Source organism: Alcanivorax sp. DSM 26293 (genome assembly GCF_900107995.1).
Lineage (GTDB): Bacteria > Pseudomonadota > Gammaproteobacteria > Pseudomonadales > Alcanivoracaceae > Alcanivorax.
On the sequence record NZ_FNUM01000010.1, the window covers coordinates 16325 to 38711 of the forward strand.

At 56.7% G+C, this 22387-nt stretch carries 22 protein-coding genes; 5 read left to right on the top strand and 17 right to left on the bottom strand.

Features of this window, described 5'->3' with window-relative positions; all coding sequences use genetic code 11:
- The first annotated feature begins 55 nt into the window (after nt 1–55).
- The 3 genes from C4S63_RS15250 to C4S63_RS15260 are packed head-to-tail and all read left to right on the top strand — an operon-like array spanning nt 56 to nt 3257.
- Nucleotides 56–304, top strand: a complete 249-nt coding sequence (locus C4S63_RS15250) for a PP0621 family protein (RefSeq protein ID WP_103918110.1) — start codon at nt 56–58, stop codon at nt 302–304.
- Nucleotides 294–1850 (top strand): PAS domain-containing sensor histidine kinase, encoded by a 1557-nt coding sequence (locus C4S63_RS15255; RefSeq protein WP_103918111.1) that lies wholly within the window; start codon nt 294–296, stop codon nt 1848–1850. Before C4S63_RS15250 ends, C4S63_RS15255 begins: the two co-directional genes overlap by 11 nt.
- 12 nt (nt 1851–1862) lie before the next feature.
- Nucleotides 1863–3257: a sigma-54 dependent transcriptional regulator gene (locus tag C4S63_RS15260; protein ID WP_103918112.1), complete on the top strand. Its 1395-nt coding sequence runs from the start codon at nt 1863–1865 to the stop codon at nt 3255–3257.
- Here the strand turns inward: C4S63_RS15260 and C4S63_RS15265 are convergent.
- Entirely contained in the window at nt 3206–4312 is a 1107-nt protein-coding gene (locus tag C4S63_RS15265; protein ID WP_103918113.1) for an FAD-binding oxidoreductase, read from the bottom strand. The two genes, C4S63_RS15260 and C4S63_RS15265, sit on opposite strands and share 52 nt — an antisense overlap.
- A gap of 101 nt (nt 4313–4413) precedes the next feature.
- On the opposite strand from C4S63_RS15265, the gene C4S63_RS15270 reads away from it, so the two are divergent.
- Entirely contained in the window at nt 4414–4938 is a 525-nt protein-coding gene (locus C4S63_RS15270) for a GspH/FimT family pseudopilin (RefSeq protein ID WP_103918146.1), read from the top strand.
- On the opposite strand, the gene C4S63_RS15275 is transcribed toward C4S63_RS15270, so the two are convergent.
- From C4S63_RS15275 to murJ, 12 genes are all read right to left on the bottom strand, one after another.
- A complete protein-coding gene (locus tag C4S63_RS15275; protein ID WP_103918114.1) occupies nt 4935–5384 on the bottom strand; it encodes a type IV pilin protein in 450 nt (149 codons plus the stop codon). The genes C4S63_RS15270 and C4S63_RS15275 overlap by 4 nt on opposite strands.
- Nucleotides 5385–5386: 2 nt before the next feature.
- Nucleotides 5387–8311: a PilC/PilY family type IV pilus protein gene (locus tag C4S63_RS15280; RefSeq protein WP_103918115.1), complete on the bottom strand. Its 2925-nt coding sequence runs from the start codon at nt 8309–8311 to the stop codon at nt 5387–5389.
- 9 nt (nt 8312–8320) lie between these two features.
- Entirely contained in the window at nt 8321–8860 is a 540-nt protein-coding gene (locus C4S63_RS15285) for a PilX N-terminal domain-containing pilus assembly protein (RefSeq protein WP_103918116.1), read from the bottom strand.
- Nucleotides 8857–9582: a PilW family protein gene (locus C4S63_RS15290; protein WP_103918117.1), complete on the bottom strand. Its 726-nt coding sequence runs from the start codon at nt 9580–9582 to the stop codon at nt 8857–8859. The genes C4S63_RS15285 and C4S63_RS15290 overlap by 4 nt, the downstream gene beginning before the upstream one ends.
- The gene (gene pilV / locus C4S63_RS15295; RefSeq protein ID WP_235000043.1) at nt 9579–10100 is read right to left on the bottom strand and encodes a type IV pilus modification protein PilV; all 522 of its coding nucleotides are present in this window, start codon (nt 10098–10100) and stop codon (nt 9579–9581) included. The genes C4S63_RS15290 and pilV overlap by 4 nt, the downstream gene beginning before the upstream one ends.
- Complete coding sequence (locus tag C4S63_RS15300) at nt 10100–10588, bottom strand: GspH/FimT family pseudopilin (RefSeq protein ID WP_103918147.1); 489 nt, start codon at nt 10586–10588, stop codon at nt 10100–10102. Before C4S63_RS15300 ends, pilV begins: the two co-directional genes overlap by 1 nt.
- A gap of 443 nt (nt 10589–11031) precedes the next feature.
- Complete coding sequence (ispH, locus tag C4S63_RS15305; protein WP_062817607.1) at nt 11032–11967, bottom strand: 4-hydroxy-3-methylbut-2-enyl diphosphate reductase; 936 nt, start codon at nt 11965–11967, stop codon at nt 11032–11034.
- Between the two features lie 103 nt (nt 11968–12070).
- The gene (locus C4S63_RS15310) at nt 12071–12541 is read right to left on the bottom strand and encodes a peptidylprolyl isomerase (protein WP_103918119.1); all 471 of its coding nucleotides are present in this window, start codon (nt 12539–12541) and stop codon (nt 12071–12073) included.
- Nucleotides 12534–13064: a signal peptidase II gene (gene lspA, locus C4S63_RS15315; RefSeq protein WP_062817669.1), complete on the bottom strand. Its 531-nt coding sequence runs from the start codon at nt 13062–13064 to the stop codon at nt 12534–12536. The genes C4S63_RS15310 and lspA overlap by 8 nt, the downstream gene beginning before the upstream one ends.
- Before the next feature lie 22 nt (nt 13065–13086).
- Nucleotides 13087–15897 (bottom strand): isoleucine--tRNA ligase, encoded by a 2811-nt coding sequence (gene ileS / locus C4S63_RS15320; protein ID WP_103918121.1) that lies wholly within the window; start codon nt 15895–15897, stop codon nt 13087–13089.
- On the bottom strand, nt 15894–16862 hold the full coding sequence (gene ribF / locus C4S63_RS15325) for a bifunctional riboflavin kinase/FAD synthetase (RefSeq protein WP_103918122.1): 969 nt from the start codon (nt 16860–16862) through the stop codon (nt 15894–15896). Before ribF ends, ileS begins: the two co-directional genes overlap by 4 nt.
- Before the next feature lie 134 nt (nt 16863–16996).
- The gene (gene murJ / locus C4S63_RS15330) at nt 16997–18562 is read right to left on the bottom strand and encodes a murein biosynthesis integral membrane protein MurJ (protein WP_103918123.1); all 1566 of its coding nucleotides are present in this window, start codon (nt 18560–18562) and stop codon (nt 16997–16999) included.
- Between the two features lie 225 nt (nt 18563–18787).
- Here murJ and rpsT point away from each other — a divergent pair, with 225 nt between their 5' ends.
- Nucleotides 18788–19054, top strand: a complete 267-nt coding sequence (gene rpsT, locus C4S63_RS15335; RefSeq protein WP_062817612.1) for a 30S ribosomal protein S20 — start codon at nt 18788–18790, stop codon at nt 19052–19054.
- Between the two features lie 141 nt (nt 19055–19195).
- On the opposite strand, the gene proB is transcribed toward rpsT, so the two are convergent.
- From proB to rplU, 4 genes are all read right to left on the bottom strand, one after another.
- Nucleotides 19196–20308, bottom strand: coding sequence for a glutamate 5-kinase (gene proB, locus C4S63_RS15340; protein ID WP_103918124.1), 1113 nt, complete (start codon nt 20306–20308; stop codon nt 19196–19198).
- Nucleotides 20309–20331: 23 nt separating this feature from the next.
- Entirely contained in the window at nt 20332–21513 is a 1182-nt protein-coding gene (cgtA, locus tag C4S63_RS15345; RefSeq protein ID WP_062817614.1) for an Obg family GTPase CgtA, read from the bottom strand.
- A gap of 171 nt (nt 21514–21684) precedes the next feature.
- Nucleotides 21685–21945 carry a 50S ribosomal protein L27 gene (rpmA, locus tag C4S63_RS15350; protein WP_062817615.1) on the bottom strand — a complete coding sequence of 87 codons (261 nt, stop codon included), beginning with the start codon at nt 21943–21945 and terminating at the stop codon, nt 21685–21687.
- 30 nt (nt 21946–21975) lie between these two features.
- Nucleotides 21976–22287, bottom strand: a complete 312-nt coding sequence (rplU, locus tag C4S63_RS15355; RefSeq protein WP_007148862.1) for a 50S ribosomal protein L21 — start codon at nt 22285–22287, stop codon at nt 21976–21978.
- Between the last annotated feature and the right edge of the window lie 100 nt (nt 22288–22387).

Sequence of the window (22387 nt, forward strand, 5' to 3'; positions counted from 1 at the left end):
GCAGGCTCTGAGCCGGCGACCTATGGACGCATCACGCTAAAACAAGGAGAACAAAATGGGCCTGATACGCCTGCTGATTATTGCCGCCCTGATCTATTTGGCCTGGCGAGTGGCAAAAAACCTGCTTTCGCAGGCCGGCAGCCGCAGCAATACCGGAACCGATGCGGATCGGGACGGTCAGGCCATGCTCAAATGCGCCCAGTGCGGCGTGCATGTCCCGGCCCCGGAAGCCTTTACGCATAATGGCCGACACTTCTGCTGCCAGGAGCACCAGCGCCTGTATCTGGAGCACCATGAGCGCTAGCCAGGGGTGGACACCCGCCCGTATCTATAACGTTTACCGGATTGCCATCGCCTGCAGCCTGATGCTGCTGCATTTCGGGCCGGAAAAGCCCCTCATCGGCACCCATCTGCCACTCTTATTTGAAACGACACTCTTTGTCTATCTGGGGCTGACACTGGCGTCGGCCACCCTGGATTTCCGCGCTGAAAAGCGGGCCTACCCCGCTTGGGCGCAACCGGCTTCCCTGATTACCGATCTGACCATGCTCACCCTGGTGGTGCACGCCAGCGGAGGCCTGGAGGGCGGGCTGGCGGTTTTGCTGCTGGTCACCGTCGCCGCAGGCAATATTTTACTGCGTGGACGCCTGGGCTTTCTGATTGCCGCGCTCGCGACTCTGTCGATGATGTTCGAGCAGTTTTATTTTTCCATCCAGGCCCTGTCTGAGTCGCCATTCCTGCTCACAGAATCAGGGTTGCTGGGTATCGCCTTTTTCATGGTCTCGCTGATTATCCAGCAGATATCCCAGCGGCTGCAGCACAGTGAACGAATCGCACAGCGACAGCGGGTGGCCATTGAGCGCCTGGAAGCCCTGAATCAACAGATTGTGCAGCGCATGCGCACCGGCGTGGTGGTATTCGACCAATCCTTACGGATCCTGATGGCGAATCAGGCCGCCAATAGTCTGTTTGGCACACCCATGCTGGGCAACCAGCTACCCAAGCAATTGGCTCACCGCTACCGTCGCTGGCTGGAAAACCCGCTACTGCCGCTGGCCACCTTGAGAACATCAGAACAATCTCCCGTGCTCAGCCCACGCTTCGCGCCTTTGGAAACCGACCACGAGCTGCTCACCCTGCTCTTTCTGGAAGATAGCGCCCGGGTTGCCCAGGAAGCACAGCAGATGAATCTGGCCTCACTGGGGCGTCTCTCTGCCACGCTTGCCCACGAGATACGCAACCCGCTAAGCGCCATCAACCATGCCACCGAGCTGTTACTCGATGGCAATGCCAGCGAGGAAGATCAGCATTTGCTCGGCATTATTCGCAATCATGTGGGCCGCGTGAATGGCATCATCCACGATGTGCTGGACCTGTCTCGCCGAGGACGAGGCCAGGCCGAGCGCTTCAGCCTGGCGCCATTCCTTGACGAGCTTATTGAACAATGGGCGTTACGGGGCTACAGCAACCAGCGCCTCAGCAAGGCCTGCCAATCGGAGGTGGAAGTCCGCTTTGACCGCAGCCAGCTGACCCAGGTAGTCGACAACCTGATTCGAAATGCATTTCAGCACGGCGGGGAGCACTGCAACGTGACTCTGGAATGTGGCAGCCATCAGCAGACCGGCTTACCCTGGCTCCGGATCCGGGATAACGGTAACGGCATCCCCCGGGAAACCGCTCAACACCTTTTTGAACCCTTCTATACCACGGCCAATGACGGCAATGGATTAGGCCTCTATCTTTGCCGGGAGCTCTGCCAGGCCAATCAGGCCGCCTTGGATCTTGAAGATAGCCCGAATGGGGCCAGCTTTGTGATAACCTTTGCTCACCCGCACCGACAATTCCAATAACACGATCTGATTATGAGTGCTGACACCCCACACATCCTGGTTGTTGACGACGAAGCAGATCTGCGCGAACTGCTGGTCATTACCATTGGCCGAATGAAGCTGAAAGCCACCGCCGCTGAATCCCTCGCCGCAGCCAAAAAAGCCCTTGATGAGCAGACATTCAACCTGTGTCTGACCGACATGAACCTGGGCGATGGCACCGGATTGGAGTTGATGCAGTATATTTCCCGTCACTGTCCCGAAATGCCCACCGCCGTGATTACGGCTTATGGCAGCATGGAAACAGCGACAGATGCCATGAAGTTCGGCGCCTATGATTTTATCGCCAAGCCCGTATCGCTGGATCGCCTGCGTCAGCTGATTGAAGATGGTCTGGGCATCAGCGAAGTGGAAGATCACCACGAGGAAGAAGACAGCCTGATCGGCGAAGCACCAAGCATGCAAGCCCTGAAAGCCCAGGTCCGCAAGCTTGCACGCAGCCAGGCCCCAATCTATATCAGTGGTGAATCCGGCAGCGGCAAAGAGCGCATTGCCCGACTGATACATAGCCTTGGCCCACGGCGCGAAAAACCCTTCGTGGCAGTCAACTGTGGTGCCATTCCCTCGGAATTGATGGAAAGCGAATTCTTTGGCCATCGCAAGGGGGCATTTACCGGTGCGGTGGAAGACCGAAAAGGTCTTTTTCGCGAAGCCGATGGCGGCACGCTTTTTCTTGACGAAGTTGCCGACCTCCCTCTCCACATGCAGGTCAAACTGCTGCGGGCCATTCAAGAAAAGTCTGTTCGTCCGGTAGGGGAAACCAAGGAGTTCCAGGTCAATTTGCGGATTTTATGTGCCACTCACAAGGACCTTGCCCGTGAGATGGCAGAAGGCCGATTCCGGCAGGATCTGTTCTACCGCTTGAATGTAATTGAGGCTCACGTACCCGCATTACGCGAGAGACAAGAAGACATTCCTGCTCTGGTAAAACATATTCTTAACAGGCTAAGTCATGCTTGGGAGATTACCCCTCCCTCCATAACCGATGCGGCCATGGACGTTTTGGCACAATACCCATTTCCTGGCAATGTCAGGGAGCTGGAAAACACGCTGGAACGTGCGCTTACCCTTTGCGATAGCAACACAATCGATAGGGAACACCTCCATCTACAGGCGCACACTCAATCTACTCAGCCCGTGCATGCAACCCCAAACATCTCGCCATCGCAAAACCTGGCTGAGCGGGATAGCAACCAACCTCTTGAAGATTTCCTGCAAGAGATAGAGAAAAAAGAAATTCTAAAAGCCTTGGATATAACCCATTGGAATCGAACCGCTGCAGCCAAAAAACTGGGTATGACATTTCGATCTTTACGTTATCGGCTGAAAAAACTGGAACTTGATAGAGACGAAGAAAGCAACGAATAAGCATCAGGATCGGTAAATGGTGTCTCCTGACACATCAACTGCACAACCAACTCAGCGCTGGCGGGTCCTGAAACCAAACCATTACGAAAATGGCCTGCCGACGAGAAAACCCCAGGCTGGCCGGGCACCCTCCCGATGTAAGGGAAATCTCTGGCACACCCCGGACGCACTCCGGCCCAGTGGTGCATGGGCTTGCGAGATTTCAAGACAGGCCAGAGATATTCTGCCAACGACTCAAGCTGATAACGACCCGCCACAGTAGGGTAGGTTGTGTTGTCTCCCTTGCGCAGTGTGGAACCGACCAAAACTGCGCCATCGTTCCGGGGAATCAAATAGCCCCGCTCGGTAAGCATCACAGAAGGCACATCCCCGGGTTCCATTTGGTAAAGAAGCATTTCTCCTTTGGCTGGAAACAAGGGCAAATGCAAACCCATCGATCCCAGCAAAGCTTGCCCCCCCGCCCCTGCGCTGACCAACACCTGTTCTGCGGTCCAGCTCCTTCCGTCACTTGCGCACACACTAACGGGTCCAGAAGAATGGCTTTTAATTTTATCCACCCGAGCCGTCTCAAAACGTACACCAAGACCAATCAGGTATTCACGTAACGCCTTAAGGAGACCCGAATTGCGAATATTCCCCAGCGACGGGAAAAACAAACCATCCCCAGGGCCGGCTTCATGCATCAAATCAGTAGCTGAACACACCTTTACAGGCAGCCCCCAATGACTTGCCCAGGATGTGGCATAGGGTTTCTCGGATTCAGCCACTTCCACCCAAAGTCCACACCGGTTCATCAAGCGCCGGCCCAGCGCACCGCCTGGGTCTATCGCTTCCAGTATGGAATCAAAGCGTGAAAGGGAATCGATGGTAAGGCGGGTCATGGCATCGGAATAGCGCCAAGGGTACAAGGGAGCCAAAATCCCTCCGCCGGCCCATGACGCAGAAGGACTGACGACAGGAAAGTCGATGATTGTTACAGATCGCTGACGCGTCGTAAGCTCCATCGCACTCAGAAGGCCGACAATTCCGCCACCCACAACAAGCACATCTGACATGACAACTACCGGGTTTGACTCACATAAAGGGAAGCAACAGTAGCATAACAGCGCACCTGAATCCGCAATAGGCTCAGCCTAACAGTCAGCGGAGGGCGACAATGCACATCAACCTCACTCAGCGCACCGGATTCAGACAACAAGGCTTTACTCTGCTTGAGATGATTATTTGCCTTTCCATAGTGGTAATCATTTTAAGTATTGGCATGCATGCCTGGCAGGATATGATTCCCCGCTATCAAATCAGAACCGCTGCAGCCAATATCCATAACTTGATTCAAAAAGCTCGATCCGATGCTATCTCGGACGGTAATCAGATGATTTGTGATGGTCAACGGGGCTGCTCATCCTTTGGGAAGACAAGACTGCTTTGGATGGGTCATGACAGAAATCAGGACGGAAAACTCTCTGCCAGTGAAATCAAGGAATACTACCAACTTCCCACAGGAGCAAATCTGGTGTGGAAACGATTCAGAGGAAACCATTTGAAGTTTTACAACCGCGGAATCTCACGCTTTCAAAATGGCAGCTTCTACATCTGCAACCATAAAGCCGCCAGAAGAATCGTGATGAACTGGATAGGCCGCTCCAGGGTAGAAACGGCCGCACCAGATGACTGTCTTTAGTGTTCTTTCCAGGAAGGGTCAGTACCAATGGTGCATGAGCCTTTCTTAATACAGGTCTGACCTTCACTGTTAATTTTCATCACCCCTGTGTTCGACATCACGCCGCTTTTCGGTGATGCGCTGATCTCGTATTGCTGATCACCCGCACCCGACACTGTGATGCTCACATTGTAATACTCGCTATTTGCCAGCAGAGGTGAGAAATCAGCCAGCTTGGTATTGGCCCCTTTGTAGGAAAAATTCTTCGCTCTATAACGCTCAAGAGCACCAGCAAGCCCCATTATCTCGCCTTGCGTTTCTGCTTGGCGGGTATCCTGAACATAACGCGTGTACCCGGGATAGGCGATAGCGGCCAAAATGGTCACTATCGCCACCACAACCATCAGCTCCACCAGAGTGAAGCCCTTTTGGCTGCGGCAAGGACTTGTTAATCCGGCCTGCTTCATCCTCAAAGCCCTCCAGCCTTGAATTGATCAGCTTCAGTTTTTTCCATCTGGTACCAGCGACGCTTCCTGAGATGATCATAACCCGCGCCGCGACGCTCGAAGCATTCAGTACCAACACAGATTGTGCCTTTCCGGTCTTTTGCCGAATCTCCACAGTCTTCGCCTTCGCAGCCAGGCTCCAGAAGAGTAGGCTTTGAAGGTATAGATCCTCCATCCGTATCCGTTATTTCTGGTACGTCAGCCACTCCATCATTGTTGTAATCAACACCACCACCAGTCAAGAGACTCAACTGATACAGCGCCCCAGATCCGTAGGTCACGACACAGGGGTCAACCTGATCTTGCTTGATTGGGGTGTATGAGGTGGCAGCAAGAACAGAAATGGTTCTACCGTCGTCGTCCAGGGTGGGATACACCACAGGAGAAGCCAGGATTTTTTCTCCTTTCCGCGACATGGGGTAAAACCACCCTTTATCATCAGCCTCCGGCGTTCCTGAAGAGACATTGACAAGGTCACCAAAGCCGATTTCTTCCGGTGCTTCCTGCTTTGCGGTCATCGCAGTCGCGTCTTTCACCACAAACAGCCCATCCTCTACGGTTTCGTCAAGTGGATGGGAGCGATAACCCGAACCAGCTACTACATAGAGCTTTTTCACGCCTTCCTCAACGATATAAACCACGGCAGGGGCGTCGTAAAAACGGCGATTTCCACTAGCACCGCCGGTGCCCAATTGGGCCAGACGATGCACCTTCATATTGTTGCCGCCCTTCTGATCAATATCGACCCTGAACAACTGCCCACCAAGATCACCGAAATAAAGGAAATCAGCAACACCATCCAGGTTTTTATCAACCACTGAGACACTACCCGGAATAGACCACTTCATGTCCCCACCACTAGCGGACCAAATGAGCTTGCCTGTTTCCGCATTGACGATATAGATGGCATTGCCTAGCGAGTCACCGGTATTACGTGAACGCCCCTGCTTGTTGTCGTGCCCATCAGGGCTATAACCGCCCCCAAAGACCAGTACCGGCACTTTCTTTTGACCACCGACGGGAATTTGCGTCAACGTTGGCGTTGACCATGTCTGCCCCAGCCGTGCAAAACCATTTGTCTTGCCACCCTCAATTTTCCATTTAACTTTCGGGGAGTTCTTGCTGGACACATCCAGAGCATAGTAGGTGCGCCCTCCTCGGCGCATCCCGCCATAAATGTAGACATGCTCTGGCTTGCCTTTTACAGGGTCGTCGGCATTAGGTTTACGCCATGCGACCCAACTACCATCCAGACCATAGGTCTGGCGCCGATTGTCTACAGTTAGAGGAAATGTATCAGACGTATATTTATCTGCTTGGCTAATAAACTCTTCCGGCATAAACGCATATTCCTCGGTGCCATCGCTGGAATCGATAGCGTGCAACATGCCTCCATTGGTAGAAACGAAAATAAGATTATTCTCGGCATCGCTACCGTAATTCACCAGTAGAGGTGCACTGTGGAGCGGATCTCCCCATTGCACCTTTAACTTCTGAGCCACTGCCCTGACTTCGGCATCCGTAGCGTCGGCATCCATACCAAAGAAGTCAGCCCAGTTGCCAGGGTTATCCTGAACTGCCTGCCAATCCAGTGCCTTTACTGTCGTACCGGAGTTATAATACAAGTCGCGACCCGATAATTGCCCGCGAGCACCACCTTTCTCGACATCGACGCCATCGGTTTCCTGGCTCCAGAAACTGCGCGAGTCCTTTTTGAAATAACCAGTGTCTGGGTCAATCGCATTCCCGCCGGAAACACCTACGATCTCCCCATTTTTGAGGCGATATCGTTTCAGGTTGCCTTTCCAGTTGCTGTTTTTGTTGGGTGCAAAAACCGCGTAGTAAAGCTGATCAAGGTGCTGGAACCGGTTCATCTGGTTTACTGCGACCCCCGGGGAAGACAAGGTACGCGAATCTTTGTCCACCAGATCAAGAATCTCCTTGAATTCGGAGGCTAATTCTTCTGCGTTATTAGCAAATCTTACTTCTGCCTTTTCATCACCAAGGCCTGCCTCTGCCACTTTCTTCATGTTTCTTGCCTGACTGGAGTTTTCTCCCACCCCCAGTGCGACCTGCCAGGTCTTAATGGATTTTCTCACCCCGGTCTCGTCGTTGCCATCATTGTAAAGCCACTTGGCTAGATGCTCTTGGCAATTGTAGCTACCGTTACAATAACCGTTAGTGATACTCCGAACAGACTCATAGTCCGAATCTTTTGTTGGATCACCATCGGTCATCATAATAATATGATTGCTCTCACACTCGTTTTTGAGGTTTACCGGGGAGTCATATTCACTTTGCGTAGTGTAGACCCAACCGTATTCTCGGCACTTGCCGTTACCTCTAAATCGAACACAACGCCACTCACGACTAATATTCACCGCTAAACGGGGCTCTTCCTCCAAAGCTTCGCCCCGTTTGGCGTAATCACTTGGGCTATCGCCCAGCATATATCGGGCTGCCTCGCTATACGCTTCCATGGTAGGAGTGTTAGAGGTACCCTCCAATCCATTTACGATCTGCTTGATTTCAGCTCGTCTGGCATCATCCATCTCAGTGACAGGATAAAAAACATACCCTCCGTAGCCAAACTCATCATGACCGCCGTTGAACTTTGCCAAGCCCACATCAATGTCAGAACCCAGATTATCAATCACTTTGGCAAAGGCAGACTTGAGCTCCTGCATTTTAGTTTTATCGCTATTCGGCGCCTTTCCCTCCATACTCCCCGACGTATCAATCAGGAAAAGCACGTTTGCCTTCGGTTTATTCTCAGCGTTATCCGCATTCGCCTTGGCAAAGAAAATTTCCGTATCGTCTGCATAAAGTCCGGTCGGCGCCATTGCACAAGCCAGCAACACACCTATTACGCTTTTTAACTTATTCATATCCCCTCCTTACTCAATCTCAGAGCCAGGCTTCAGGCCACGCTTGAGCGCTTCCTGAAAATGATGGTTGTCCAAATTAAAACTCGCCATGGTACTTTCACCCAGCATGGCTACCTTGTAATCAACATAGATCACTGACCCTGCTGTCGTACCCAGTTCTGCACCTGGCACAGGCTCATAACCATTCAACCGAGAGGACGACTCAGCTGCTATCAATCCTCTTGAATCAAGAACGTCACCTTTTTTGCAAGGTCCTTCTTTACTGGTATCTTTCTCTGTCACACACATCGTGAGCATTTTCTGTCCGGCCAGATTGGCATAAAGTGCTTCACCGGACATGTCATTCAATTCCTGGTAAGCCACACTTAAACTGGTTTCTGCAGCCTCGAACGTCATCGCATCCGCCTGCGTCCCTGTTGCCACTTTTGCAGAGAAAACACTGGTTTTCATGGCTGAAACGCCAAGCAGGGACACCACCACAAGAATCAGCAGCGCTATGACTAGAGCCGCACCTTCCTGACGATGGCGAGTAGTTACTTGAATATTCATACTTCATCCCAGTTGTAATTTCGCATTTTGACCGTAGACATAAAAACACGGCGAACAGAACTGTCTGCAGGCTCTTTTACCGTTTTGGTGAGAATAAAAAACTCTTTGTCTCCGTCGCCTTTTGGCAATGAGTTGCTTTCCTCTTTAAGCAACAGAGAAAAGCGAACCGCCAAAACCGGGTTCCCCCCCTGCAAACCGGCTTCCACATACCGGTTCACTTTCGCAGTCCCGTCTCTTTCCTCATCTATGCCATAAAGCACTTCGAAAGCTTCAACATCTTCCAGCAGAACGACCCCATTACCACCTGTAAGCCCGCCCTGGCAGAGAAGTTCTGAGTCGTCATTAACAAAATAGGTATTCACCACTTCTGTCATTGCCGGTGCAATAGACCCCTCACAGTCGGTCACGCCATGATATGACAGCGTCAAGCGATCATAATCGTTTCCATTATTAGAGCCCGGGATGTTGCCCGACGCAGTAAAACGCACCCCCTGTGCATCTGTGGATGCAACGTTGGCCATCTCCAGGCCCGCTCTGCGCAAATCTGTCACCAGGAAACGTACAAAAAGCTGCCCATTCTCCTGCACACGGGACAAGGTTTGTTGCAAGGCGAAAGATTGCTGATTGGCAAGCAGCAACTGCAGCGCAGCTCCGGTAATGAGAAGCCCCAATACCATTGACACCATCAGTTCAACGAGGCTGAAACCTTGCATCCGCTTCATCGCGTCACCTCCAACACTACACAGGTAGCCCCGTCATCCACATTCACGCCATCATTCGTCATACAATCCTCAGGCTGCTGGTCATTCCAGCTAATAACGACACAGCTGATCCCAGCTGCATGCTGACACTCACCTGCGGCTATCATGCCTCCCGGTAAAAAATTCGCAGCCTGCCAGGCCAGCATGTCGATTTCCCAATCAGCCAGCTCATCAGCGTCGCAGGATTGAGTAATGCAATCGTTCAATCGGTCAGGCTTTTCTCCCGACGGGACACTCGCATTTGGCCAATTATCCACGTTCATGAAGGTATCCATTGCCTCTTCATTGGCCAGAAATCGCTCAAGGGCATCCTGGCCCAATAATGTTGCCTGAGCGCGATTATTGGCATCTTCAGCAGACTTTAATGCTGTAAGTTGCATTCCCGCATATCCAAGCACACCAATGGCTAATACCAGCAGGGCCACCATAACTTCGATGAGCCCTACCCCTCGCTGCATTCCTCGCCATGAATTCGTCATCAGCTACAACTCTTCACTTCGTTGGTCACTTTGCCAAATGGAGAAATTGTGATGGTTCTTCCCTGCTCTCCACTACGATCATCACAGAGTGAAAACTCTGCCTCGCCAGCAGCATTCAAGCCATTACTGAGGAACTGAATCTGGTTTAGGCCATCTTCAGAGGCGATTTTTGAGCTTCCTCTAGGCAGGAAATCCTGATTCTCTTCCGTAATCACTGACGCGGGATACTCAATCTGCCAACCTGCCCCCCAATCGTTTCCTGAAATCGGTTTGAGGGTGACTGTAGTCCTTAAACTGACTGCCTGAATCCTCGCTGTATTGACGGCCGTAATGAAATCTGCAGCGGTGCTGCGAAGCGCGTTTCTTGCTTGAAAGTCATTGAAAGATGGCACTGCAATGGACAACAAAACGCCAGCGACGACGATTCCAATCATCAGCTCGATCATGGTAAACCCCGCTTGCCTGCGGGAGATAAATGACTTTCCCATTCCTGCCCCATCGTTGATCTGATTCAACACAAATATCACTTTAGCAACGCCCCTCCCGGCAGCAATTGAATGGAGACCAGTGGAGCCTTGGCAGCTCCGAACGGTATAAGTTTCTGAAAATTAATGACTTTTAATACTTTATGTTGTGAAAGGGCTCACACTTTATTCGTATCTTCCCGCCCCTTTAAGGACGAGAAAAAAGCATTAGCCAAATACCCACGCTGTCGTGGACCAGTGACCCTTAATCAACGTTTTACGGACCAGAGGGAGGAATGGAGGTACCGCGAGGCCCTTGCTCGATCGGCCTCATGGTCAACCAGAGTGAGACTATGGATTGCAGAAAAACGTGTCGTAGAGTGGCCGCCCACCGCAGCAGTCAAAACACTAGGGTCTTGGGATCATCGACTGGATGAGCAATACGGCAGACAGCGGCCCAGAGCGACTTACGACCGCAGGGCCTTGGGCATGGAGAAACGGATATTCTCTTCGCGGCCGGGGATTTCTTCGGCGTCGGAGCCGCCCAGGGATTTGAGGGTGGTGATGACCTGCTGGACCAGCTCTTCCGGGGCGCTGGCGCCGGCGGTGACGCCGACAGCCGTTTTGCCCTTGAGCCAGGCCGGGTCGATCTGGGAGGGATCGTCGAGCAGATGCGCTTCGGCGCCGCAGCGCTCGGCCAGCTCCCGCAGACGGTTGGAGTTGGAGCTGTTTACCGAGCCCACCACCAGCACCAGGCCACACTCCAGGGCCAGCTGTCGTACAGCATCCTGGCGATTGGTGGTGGCGTAGCAGATATCCTCGCGTTTGGGACCAAGGATATTGGGGAAACGCTGTCGCAGGGCATCAATGACTCGGGCGGTGTCATCCACGCTCAGGGTAGTCTGGGTGACAAAAGCCAAGGTATCCGGGTCACGCACCTGGAGTCTGGCCACATCCGCCTCGTCTTCGACCAGATAGATATCGCCACCATTGGCCTTGTCGTACTGCCCCATGGTGCCTTCCACTTCCGGGTGGCCGGCGTGGCCAATGAGGATGCTTTCGCGTCCCTCACGGGCGTAGCGGATCACCTCCATATGCACCTTGGTCACCAGCGGGCAGGTGGCATCGAATACCTTCAGCTGGCGGCGATCCGCCTCCTGCTGTACGGCTTTTGACACGCCATGGGCGCTGAAGATGACGATGGCATCATCCGGCACTTCGTGGAGTTCTTCCACAAATACCGCTCCCCGCTGGCGCAGGTCGTCAACCACGTAGCGGTTGTGCACCACTTCGTGGCGCACATAGATAGGCGGTCCGAACACTTCCAGGGCCCGGTTGACAATGTCGATGGCGCGATCCACCCCGGCACAGAAACCACGGGGGTTGGCGAGTCGGATTTGCATAGGAAGTCCTGCGTAACGAGTGCGGGCATTGTAACCGGGAAAGGCCGCAATCTGCGACCATGGCCACGACCATCGAGCTGAAAGTGCCTCACTCCAGCCGGTATCAATTCAGCGTAACGGGTTGCTCCGGCGCATAGCGTTCCACCGCGATGATCTCCACCTCAAAGGTGAGATCGCGCCCGGCCAGAGGGTGGTTGAAGTCGACGAATACCCATTCATCTTCCACCCTGCTGATCACTCCCGGTAACTCGCCACCGGCGGCATCGGCAAAACTGAGCACCATGCCCGGCTCCAGGGTGTCGTACTGGGCAAAGGTATCCCGGGTAAAGTGCTGCACATTCTCGTCGTTGTAGTCGCCGAACGCCTTTTTCGCTTCCAGGAACACGCTACGCCGGTCCCCCGCCTTGAGTCCACGCAGTGCATTTTCGAAGCCCGGCAGCAGGGATTCATCCCCCCAGACAAAGGCCGCCGGCTCACCGCCAAAAGTGGAATCCATTTCAGTGCCATCCATCAGACGCACAGCGAAATGCAGGGTAATACGGGTTTCCGGGCCCGCGCGGAGAATCTCAGTCATGCTTTTTGCGTGCCTCTTTCTTTTCGGCGCCGTTTCCAGCGCCCAAGAACATATCCAGCAATATCAGGCCGGCCCCGATGGTGATGGCGGTGTCGGCGATGTTGAAAGCCGGGAAGTGGCTGTTACCCCAGTAAAAGTCCAGGAAGTCCACCACATGTCCCAACACCAGCCGATCATAGAAATTGCCCAGGGCTCCGCCCAGAATCAGGGCCAGAGCCACTCCCTGCAGTTTTTCGGCTGCGGTGAGCCGGGCCAGCCAGATCAGAATCACCACCGAAGCGCCCAGGGCGATAGCGGTAAAGAACCAGCGCTGCCACCCCCCGGCATCCGCCAGGAAGCTGAACGCGGCTCCCGGATTGTAGGCCAGGGTCAGATTGAAGAACGGCATCACTTCCAGCCGCTCGTAGAGATCAAAACGGGCCACCACCATATGCTTGGTGATCTGATCCAGCGCAATCACCACACCGGTGAGCCACAGCCAGATCAGCTGGCCTGGCAATAGTCCCTTTTTGACGTCTGACATCTGGTCTCCGTGGTCCGTGCCATCACGCATAACGTCGCACCTCGCCATCCCCGTCCACATTGGTGACGCAACGGCCACACAGTTCAGGGTGGTCCGCATGGCTGCCCACATCCGGCTGGTGGTGCCAGCAACGTACACACTTGGTGTATTCGCTGGGGACCACTTGCACCTTGAGGCCCGCCACGGCAGTGGCCTCCAGTTCTACCGGCGCCTCGGCCAGGGGCTTGAGGGTAGCCGCGGAGGTGATGGTCACGAAGCGCAGCTCATCTCCCAGGCGATTCAGCAGCGCCTGTTGCGCCTCATCCACATAAAGCACCACCTCGGCACTGAGCCCGCCCTTGATCAGCTTGTCCCGGCGGGCATTCTCGATGGCCTTGTTGACCGCCTGTTTCACATCCTGCACTTGCTGCCAGAAAGCGCGGTCCATGTCCGTATCGGTCAGCGCGAAAAGCCCCGTGTACCATTCCGCCAGGAACACGGAATCGAGACGCTCGCCGGGCAGGTTCTCGTAGATCTCCTCGGCGGTGAAGCTGAGCACCGGCGCCATCCAGCGCACCAGCGCCTGGGCGATGTGATAGAGCGCGGTCTGGCAGGAGCGACGCGCCACGGAATCCGCCTGGGTGGTGTACTGGCGATCCTTGATGATATCCAGATAGAAGCCACCCAGATCCAGCGCGCAGAAGTTGTGCAACTTCTGGTAGACCTGATGGAAATGGTAACCGTCGTACAGCCCCTGAATGTCTTCCTGCAGTTGCAGGGCGCGATCGACGATATAGCGATCCAACGCCAGCATCTGCTCCGGCTGCAGGGCATCGGTCGCCGGGTCGAAACCACTGAGATTGGAAAGCAGGAAACGGCTGGTGTTACGGATACGGCGATAGCTGTCGCCCATCTGCTTGAGGATGTCCTTGGACACGGACATCTCGCCACGGTAATCCGTGGCTGCCACCCACAGGCGCAGGATATCGGCGCCCAGATCATTCCACACTTCCTGGGGAGCGATCACGTTGCCGATGGACTTGGACATCTTGCGGCCCTGCTCGTCCACGGTGAAACCGTGGGTCAGCACCGTCTTGTAGGGCGCCGCATCGCGGATCGCCAGGCTGGTCAGCAAAGACGACTGGAACCAGCCACGATGCTGGTCAGAGCCTTCCAGATACAGATCCGCCGGAGTGCCCAGCTGCGGGCGCTGATCCAGCACGCAGTAATGGGTGACGCCGGAATCGAACCACACGTCCAGGGTATCGGTGACCTTGCTGTACTGGTCCGCCTGCTCGCCGAGCAACTCGGCGGGGTCCAGGTCGAACCAGGCATCAATGCCCTCGTTTTCAACCCGCTGGGCAACCTGCTCGATCAGGGCCGGGGTATCCGGGTGCAGCTCACCGGTCTCCTTGTTCACGAACAGGGCGATGGGCACGCCCCAGGTACGCTGACGGGAGATACACCAGTCCGGGCGATCGGTGAGCATGCCTTCGATGCGGGCCTTGCCCCACTCCGGCAGCCACTGCACCTGGTCCACTTCCTGACGTGCGCGGGGCAGCAACCCGGCCTTGTCCATGGACACGAACCACTGGGCGGTGGCGCGGAAGATCAGGGGCGTCTTGTGACGCCAGCAGTGCGGGTAGCTGTGCTCGATCTTCGCCAGCTTCACCAGGGCACCGCTTTCCTTCAATGCCTCGATCACCGGGTCGTTGGCCTTGCTCACATGCACGCCACCCACCACCGGCAGGTCGTCGCGGAACAGGCCGCTGTCCAGCACCGGGCTAATCGGGTCCAGATCATATTGCTGGCCGACCACGAAATCGTCGGCACCGTGCCCGGGGGCGGTGTGCACCAGGCCGGTACCCGCATCGGTGGTCACGTGATCACCAAGAATCACCGGCACCTGCGAGCCCAGGAACGGATGCTTCAGAGCCAGCATTTCCAGCTTGTCGCCTTTCACGGCAGCAGAGCGGGACACGCCTTCCATTGCCCAGCGCTCGACCAGATCGTCCGCCAGCCCCTCGGCCACCAGCAACTCGCGATGCCGGCCATCCAGCTCGCCGCTGAGCAGCACATAGTCCAACTGCGGATGCACCGCCACCGCCCGGTTGGCGGGGATGGTCCAGGGGGTGGTCGTCCAGATCACCAGTGCCGGCGCAGTAGCCTGAATACCGGAGCGGGCGGCAAAGTCCGCCACATCCACCACACTGAACGCCACATCAATGGCCGGGGATACCTTGTCGTAGTATTCCACTTCCGCTTCCGCCAGGGCAGAAGCGCAATCCAGACACCAGTGCACCGGCTTGAAACCCTGTTGCAGGTGACCGTTGTCGACGATCTTGCCCAGGGAGCGGATGATGTTCGCCTCGAAGGCGTAATCCATGGTCAAGTAGGGATTGTCCCAGTCGCCGAGCACGCCCAGACGCTGAAAATCGGACTTCTGTCCGGCCACCTGCTTGCTGGCGTATTCCCGACACTTCTGGCGAAAGGTGCGGGCATCCACCTTGTGGCCGGCCTTGCCGACCTTCTTTTCCACCATCAGCTCGATGGGCAGACCATGGCAGTCCCAGCCCGGTACATAGGGGGCATCAAAGCCGGCCAGGGTACGGGACTTGACGATCATGTCCTTGAGGATCTTGTTCACCGCATGGCCGATATGAATGTCGCCGTTGGCGTACGGAGGGCCATCATGAAGAATGAACTTGGGACGGCCGGCAAAGGCCTCACGGATCTTCTGGTAGAGCTGCTTTTGCTGCCACTCTTTCAGGCGCGCCGGTTCGCGCTGGGACAAGCCGGCTTTCATGGGAAAGTCGGTTTGGGGAAGATTAAGCGTTGCCTTGTAGTCCGTCATAGTCCCGTCTTGGATGATCCCGTCTTTTCAAAGTAGTCCCGGACCGCTTGCACGTCCTGCCAGATGGCAGTCTTGAGCTGATCCAGATCCGCGAATTTTTCTTCCGCTCGCACGTAATGGCGAAAGGCAACCGTCAAATGCTTGCCGTACAGACTGTCCTGGCCGGCCCCGGCATCGCTGTAGTCCAACAGATGCACTTCCAGGCGGTTTTCTGTGCCATTCACCGTGGGGCGGTCGCCCATGTTGGCGGCCCCGGCCTGGTCTGTGAGCCCGGCGCCAGTCACCGTCACGGCAAACACCCCGGCCAGCGGGGAGTGCAGACGCTTGAGTGCCAGATTCACCGTGGGCAGATCCAGAGTGCGACCGATCTTGTCACCGTGGCGCACTCGGCCACTGATGGCAAAGGGCCGCCCCAGCAAGGTTTCCGCCAGGGCAAAATCTCCGGCGTTGAGCGCCGCACGGACCCGGGTGCTGGACACCCGCTCGCCATGGATTTGGCAGGTGGCAGTGTCAGTCACAGCAAAACCGAACTGCTCGCCAGCCTGCTGCAGGTAAGCGAAATCCCCGTCACGGCCACAGCCGAAACGGAAATCATCCCCCACCACCAGGTATTCCACCCCCAGCCCGTCCACCAGCAGGGATTTCACAAAGGCCTCGGCGGTCAGGGAGCGAAACCGCTCGTCGAACCGCACACACAGCACCTGATCCACCCCTGCTTCACGCAGGGCAATCAGCTTGTCGCGCAGGGACATGAGCCGGGCTGGCGCCTGCTGCGGCGCAAAAAACTCCTGAGGTTGCGGCTCGAACAGCATCACCGTGGCCTTCAGACCACGATGGCGGGCTTCCGCGATCACCTGATCCAGAATCCGCTGATGCCCCTGATGCACCCCATCGAAATTGCCGATGGTGGCCACGCAGCCGCGATGCCTGTCGCGCAGATTGTGAATGCCGCGAATCAGTCGCATCTCATCCTCGTCTCAAAAGACGCCCGATTATACAGGCTCGTCGATGGTTTTGTATGCGCCCGTGGCAGCGACCGGCGGGAAAGTTAACCATTACTGACATGGCGCTCACCCAGAGGAAAGACAACCCCGGGATGTCAGCGGCGCAAATGCCGCGGGCGCAGCCCCAAAATCAGCAGGCTTGCCCCGTAGATCGACAACCCGGAAATCACAATCAGGCTGAGCCAACCGACCCGGTTCCACATGCCGGCCTCGGTCCAGGCCTGGGTTTGCAAAGACAGCCAGTAAGTGGCCGCCGCCATGGCCACACCGGCAGCCACCATCCGCCCCCAGTGAAACAACCACCCCTTGAGCGGCTGATAGACCCCCGCCCGGCGCAGCCCCAGATACAACAACCCGGCATTGAGCCAGGCGGACAGGGCCATGGCCGTGGCCAGCCCCACATGACGCCACTCCCACACCAGCAAGGCGCCAAACGCCATATTCGCCAGCATGGCAATCACACCGATCTTCACCGGCGTGCGGGTATCCTGGCGGGCATAGAAGCCCGGCGCCAGTACCTTGATCAGCATGGCCGCCAACAGGCCGGCGCTATAGGCACGCAGGGATTCTGCGGTTTTCGCCACATCCAACGCAGTGAACTCGCCGTACTGGAACAGCGTGGACAGCAGCGGCTCGGCCAGCACTGCCAACGCCAGTGCTGCCGGCAGACCAATCAGCAACACCATGCGGATGGCCCAGTCCAGGGTTCGGGAAAACGCCTCGCTGGAGGCATCCACATGCTTGCTGGACAGGCTGGGCAGGATCACCGTGCCGATCGCCACCGCAAAAATCCCCAGCGGCAGCTCGATCAGCCGGTCGGTGTAGTAGAGCCAGGTCACCGACCCCGTCTCCAGTAGCGACGCCAACACCGTATTGACCAGGGAGTTGAGCTGATAGACCGACGCCCCGAACAGGGCCGGCACCATCAATGTCATGATCTTGCGCACCCCCGGGTCGGACCAGCCCATGCGCGGCACCGGCATCAGATTCAGCCTGGCAAGAAACGGTAGCTGAAACAGCAGCTGAGCGACCCCGGCGATCAGCACCCCCCAGGCCAGCGCCACCGCCATGCGATCCTCGGCAAACTGCGGGGCCAGGAACAGGGCACAGCCGATCAGGCTCAGGTTCAACAGCACCGGGGTAAAAGCCGGCACCGCAAAGCGGTTCCAGGAATTGAGGATGCCGCCAGCAAAGGCGGTCAGGGAAATAAAGAATAGATAAGGGAAGGTCAGCCGCAGCATTTCCACGGTCAGTGCCCGCTTCACCGGGTCATCGCCAAAACCGGGGGCAAACAACCACACCACCCCCGCCGCCGCCAGCACCCCCACCAGGGTGATCAACGCCACGACGGTTCCCAGGGTTCCGGCCACCCGATCCACCAACAGCTTGGTGGCCGCCATGCTGCCTTTGCTGCGATACTCGCTGAGCACCGGCACGAACGCCTGGTTGAAGGCCCCTTCGGCAAACAGACGGCGGAAAAAATTGGGAATCTTCAGGGCCACGAAAAAGGCATCGGCCCCGGCGGAGGCCCCCAGCATACGGGCAATCACCACGTCCCGAACCAGCCCCAGCACCCGCGACAGCATGGTCATGGTTGCCACCACGGCAGTGGAGGCCATTAAACCGGCTTTTTTCGGGGTCTTTTCTGTGGGTTCGGTCATGGTGCCTCCAGCAAACCGGGCAAGAGTAAACAAAGGCCACGCAAACCGCCAGAATGATGATTTCCGCCCCCGCAGCCCATTGACATCAGGCTGCCGGATCGGCATAGTTGCGCGTCTTTAGACCATGACCCGCGTGTTTTTTGACCACAACAGGCCGGGTCGGCCCCAGAGGCCAGTGTCGTAACCCGAATTTGACCTTCGAATTTAAAGTATAGGAGCAGGACCTTGGCTAACTCACCGCAAGCACGCAAGCGTGCGCGTCAGGCGGAAACCCGCCGTCAGCACAACGCAGCGATGCGCTCCATGGTGCGCACATACCTGAAAAAGGTGAACGCGGCTATTGCGTCCGGCGACCAAGGCAGCGCTCAGGAAGCTTATACCCAGGCGGTGTCTGTGCTGGACAAAGCCACCCGCAAGGGCAAGTTTCACCCCAACAAGGCCGCTCGCCACAAGAGCCGCCTGAACGCCAAGATCAAGGCCATGGCTGCCTGAGTCTCATGCGTTCACGAAAAAACCGGCCAATGGCCGGTTTTTTTATGCCTGAAAATCAGTGACGCGTTGCGAGAAGCGAGTTTCGAAGGGCCAAACCGGTTTTGCCTTTCGCTTCTCGAAACTCGAGACTCGCTTCCCACATCAGCCGACGTCGAACACCACCATATTATCCCGGTGGATCAGCTCTTCCTCGTTCATGTAACCCAGCACATCGGCAATTTCGGTACTTTTCTTGCCACAAATACGGCGGGCGTCGGCGGCGTCATAGTTGGCCAGCCCACAGCCGATGCGCTCGCCCTGCTCGCTTTCACAGGCCACCATTTCCCCGCGGGAGAACTGGCCGAACACATCTACCACGCCCACCGGCAGCAGGCTGGATCCGCCATCACGGATACGGCGCACCGCTCCGGCATCCAGCACCACCCGTCCGCGCATCTGCAGATGCCCAGCCAGCCACTGCTTGCGGGCATTCATGGGCGAGGTATCCGGTAGCAGCGTGGTCCCCGGCCCCTGCCCCAGGGCCAGCTCCGCCAGGACCTGCGGACTGCGACCGGAGGCGATGGTGGTGGAGGCCCCGGAACGGGCAGCCAGCTTGGCGGCTCGCACCTTGGTGGCCATGCCGCCGCGCCCCAGCAGCCCGCCACCACCAGCAACACGGGCAATGTCCGGATCCGATGCCCGCGCTTCCCGGATCAGTTTTGCCTCCGGGTTGCTGCGAGGATCAGCGTCAAAAAGGCCGTCCTGATCAGTGAGAATCACCAACCGGTCCGCCTCGATCAGATTGGCCACCAGCGCCGCCAGGGTGTCATTGTCACCGAAACGGATTTCATCGGTGACCACGGTGTCATTCTCGTTCACCACGGGCACCACCGAAAAACCCAGCAGGGTCAGCAGCGTGGAACGGGCGTTGAGGTAGCGTTTCCGGTCGGACAGGTCATCGTGCGTCAGCAGCACCTGGGCGGTGTGCAGATTGTGTTTCTGGAAGCGCGACTCCCAGGCTTGCACCAACCCCATCTGCCCCACTGCAGCTGCGGCCTGCAGCTCATGGACCGAATCAGGACGGGAGGCCCAGCCCAGCCGGGTCATCCCCTCCGCCACGGCACCGGAGGACACGATCACCACCTCGATGCCCTGCTCGCGCAACGCCACCATGCGGTCCACCCAGGACTGCATCAGGGCACAATCGAGCCCCTTGCCGTCATTGGTCAGCAGGGCACTGCCTATCTTGATCACCCAACGCTGGCGGTCCGCCACGCTCACTCCTTCATTGCGCTCAATCAGGGTTCGTAGATGATTTCCACATCGTGGTCGTCATCGTCGTCATCATCATTCTGGCGGGCTCGGCGGGCGTCCGCCTTGAGCTCCTGAACTTTCTCACGGGCCTCTTCTTCCAGGCGAGCCCGCAGATCCTGCTGCGCAGCGGCATACTCCGGGTCTTCCTGCTCGAGCCTGCGACGGTCCTCGATGGCATTCATCAGGGCATAGACCAGATCTTCGCAGCCCACTCCCGCCGCAGCGGAAATCCTGAACACCGGCCCCTGCCAGCCCAACTCCTCGACGATGGCATCCGCCTGCGCCTGGGCCTCATCATCCGCCAACAGGTCGATCTTGTTGAACACCAGCCAACGCTCCTGCTCGGCCAGAGCGGGAGAGAAACGGTCCAGTTCGTCAGCGATGGCATCAATATGATCCGCCGGGCTACTGCCATCCATGGGCGCCAGATCCACCACATGGAGCAACAGGCGAGTGCGCGCCAGGTGCTTGAGGAAACGAATCCCCAGACCCGCCCCTTCGGCCGCACCCTCAATAAGGCCAGGGATATCCGCCACCACAAAACTGCGATGGCGATCCGCCTTCACCACACCGAGATTGGGCACCAGAGTGGTAAACGGATAATCCGCCACCTTGGGCTTGGCAGCGGAAATCGCCCGAATCAGGGTACTCTTGCCCGCATTGGGCATCCCCAGCAGCCCCACATCCGCCAGCACCTTCAGCTCCAGACGCAGACGACGGGATTCGCCAGGCTTGCCCTTGGTCGTCTTGCGCGGTGCCTGATTGGTGCTGCTCTTGAAATGAATATTGCCAAGCCCACCGCGGCCGCCCAGGGCGATCATTACCGGCTTCTCCGGATCGGTCAGGTCCGCCAGCACCTCATCGGTATCCACATCGACGATGGTAGTCCCCACCGGCACCAGCAGCACCACGTCATCGGCGGATTTGCCGGTCATCTGACGCCCCTTGCCGGGCTCGCCATTGCGGGCCTTGAAAATGCGCTCGTAGCGGTAATCCACCAGGGTGTTCAGATTGGTATCCGCCTGCACCATCACACTGCCGCCAGCCCCGCCGTCGCCGCCATCCGGCCCGCCGAATTCCACGTATTTTTCGCGGCGGAAACTCAGACAGCCATCACCGCCCTTACCGGCGTGAACTTCAATGGTGGCTTCATCGACAAATTGCATTGGGAGGACACTCTTTACTGGATGGATGCCATTGTAGAGCAGCACGCAGGCCGCTCACCACAATGTCTCAGATCTGTTTCCTGTGGCGTGATGCATATCGCTTGCAAGCAGCCTGACACAAAAAAGCCCCGCGGGCAGGAGCCTCGCGGGGCTTTTTCTGACCCTTTCGGATCAGGCCACGGGCTCGATCACCACAAACTTGCGGCTCAGCGGACCCTTGGTTTCGAACTTAACGCGACCGGTTTCCTTGGCAAAGATGGTGTGGTCTTTGCCCATGCCGGCATTCACGCCAGCGTGGAATTTGGTGCCACGCTGACGAACGATGATTTCGCCTGCGCTGACAACCTGGCCGCCGAAGCGTTTCACGCCAAGGCGTTTACTTTCCGAATCGCGACCGTTACGAGTACTACCACCGGCTTTTTTATGTGCCATATCTCAATCCTCTCTCAAATGTCCTAAGGATCAGCCCTGGATCCCGGTGATTTTCACCGCCGTGTACCACTGGCGATGACCTTGTTGCTTGCGGGAGTGCTTACGACGACGGAACTTCACAATCTTGATCTTCTTGTGACGGCCCTGCTCCAGCACTTCAGCGGTTACCTTGGCGCCATCCAGCATTGGCTGGCCGACTTTCACGTCATCGCCGTTGGCAACCAGCAGCACCTGATCGAAATCCACGGATTCGCCAGTGGCCACTTCAATTTTCTCGATGCGAACAACATCGCCTTCTTCAACGCGATACTGCTTACCACCGGTTTTGATTACTGCGTACATGTATGTGCTCCAGCACAACTCCACTCAGGCGGGTAACACCCTGTTGTTCAGGGATCACCACTTGCGGGCCAGGCAGAGGATGAAATTGGGTCGCGAAGTG

What these genes read in the sequence shown, in the direction of transcription:
- ileS (WP_103918121.1), bottom strand. Translation starts at nt 15,897, where the DNA reads ATGACGGACTACAAGGCAACGCTTAATCTTCCCCAAACCGACTTTCCC.
- murJ (WP_103918123.1), bottom strand. Translation starts at nt 18,562, where the DNA reads ATGACCGAACCCACAGAAAAGACCCCGAAAAAAGCCGGTTTAATGGCC.
- rpmA (WP_062817615.1), bottom strand. Translation starts at nt 21,945, where the DNA reads ATGGCACATAAAAAAGCCGGTGGTAGTACTCGTAACGGTCGCGATTCG.
- C4S63_RS15265 (WP_103918113.1), bottom strand. Translation starts at nt 4,312, where the DNA reads ATGTCAGATGTGCTTGTTGTGGGTGGCGGAATTGTCGGCCTTCTGAGT.
- C4S63_RS15290 (WP_103918117.1), bottom strand. Translation starts at nt 9,582, where the DNA reads ATGAAGCGGATGCAAGGTTTCAGCCTCGTTGAACTGATGGTGTCAATG.
- C4S63_RS15260 (WP_103918112.1), top strand. Translation starts at nt 1,863, where the DNA reads ATGAGTGCTGACACCCCACACATCCTGGTTGTTGACGACGAAGCAGAT.
- cgtA (WP_062817614.1), bottom strand. Translation starts at nt 21,513, where the DNA reads ATGCAATTTGTCGATGAAGCCACCATTGAAGTTCACGCCGGTAAGGGC.
- C4S63_RS15300 (WP_103918147.1), bottom strand. Translation starts at nt 10,588, where the DNA reads ATGGGAAAGTCATTTATCTCCCGCAGGCAAGCGGGGTTTACCATGATC.
- ribF (WP_103918122.1), bottom strand. Translation starts at nt 16,862, where the DNA reads ATGCGACTGATTCGCGGCATTCACAATCTGCGCGACAGGCATCGCGGC.
- C4S63_RS15285 (WP_103918116.1), bottom strand. Translation starts at nt 8,860, where the DNA reads ATGAATATTCAAGTAACTACTCGCCATCGTCAGGAAGGTGCGGCTCTA.
- ispH (WP_062817607.1), bottom strand. Translation starts at nt 11,967, where the DNA reads ATGCAAATCCGACTCGCCAACCCCCGTGGTTTCTGTGCCGGGGTGGAT.
- C4S63_RS15280 (WP_103918115.1), bottom strand. Translation starts at nt 8,311, where the DNA reads ATGAATAAGTTAAAAAGCGTAATAGGTGTGTTGCTGGCTTGTGCAATG.
- lspA (WP_062817669.1), bottom strand. Translation starts at nt 13,064, where the DNA reads ATGTCAGACGTCAAAAAGGGACTATTGCCAGGCCAGCTGATCTGGCTG.
- C4S63_RS15250 (WP_103918110.1), top strand. Translation starts at nt 56, where the DNA reads ATGGGCCTGATACGCCTGCTGATTATTGCCGCCCTGATCTATTTGGCC.
- C4S63_RS15255 (WP_103918111.1), top strand. Translation starts at nt 294, where the DNA reads ATGAGCGCTAGCCAGGGGTGGACACCCGCCCGTATCTATAACGTTTAC.
- C4S63_RS15310 (WP_103918119.1), bottom strand. Translation starts at nt 12,541, where the DNA reads ATGACTGAGATTCTCCGCGCGGGCCCGGAAACCCGTATTACCCTGCAT.
- C4S63_RS15275 (WP_103918114.1), bottom strand. Translation starts at nt 5,384, where the DNA reads ATGAAGCAGGCCGGATTAACAAGTCCTTGCCGCAGCCAAAAGGGCTTC.
- rplU (WP_007148862.1), bottom strand. Translation starts at nt 22,287, where the DNA reads ATGTACGCAGTAATCAAAACCGGTGGTAAGCAGTATCGCGTTGAAGAA.
- pilV (WP_235000043.1), bottom strand. Translation starts at nt 10,100, where the DNA reads ATGACGAATTCATGGCGAGGAATGCAGCGAGGGGTAGGGCTCATCGAA.
- C4S63_RS15270 (WP_103918146.1), top strand. Translation starts at nt 4,414, where the DNA reads ATGCACATCAACCTCACTCAGCGCACCGGATTCAGACAACAAGGCTTT.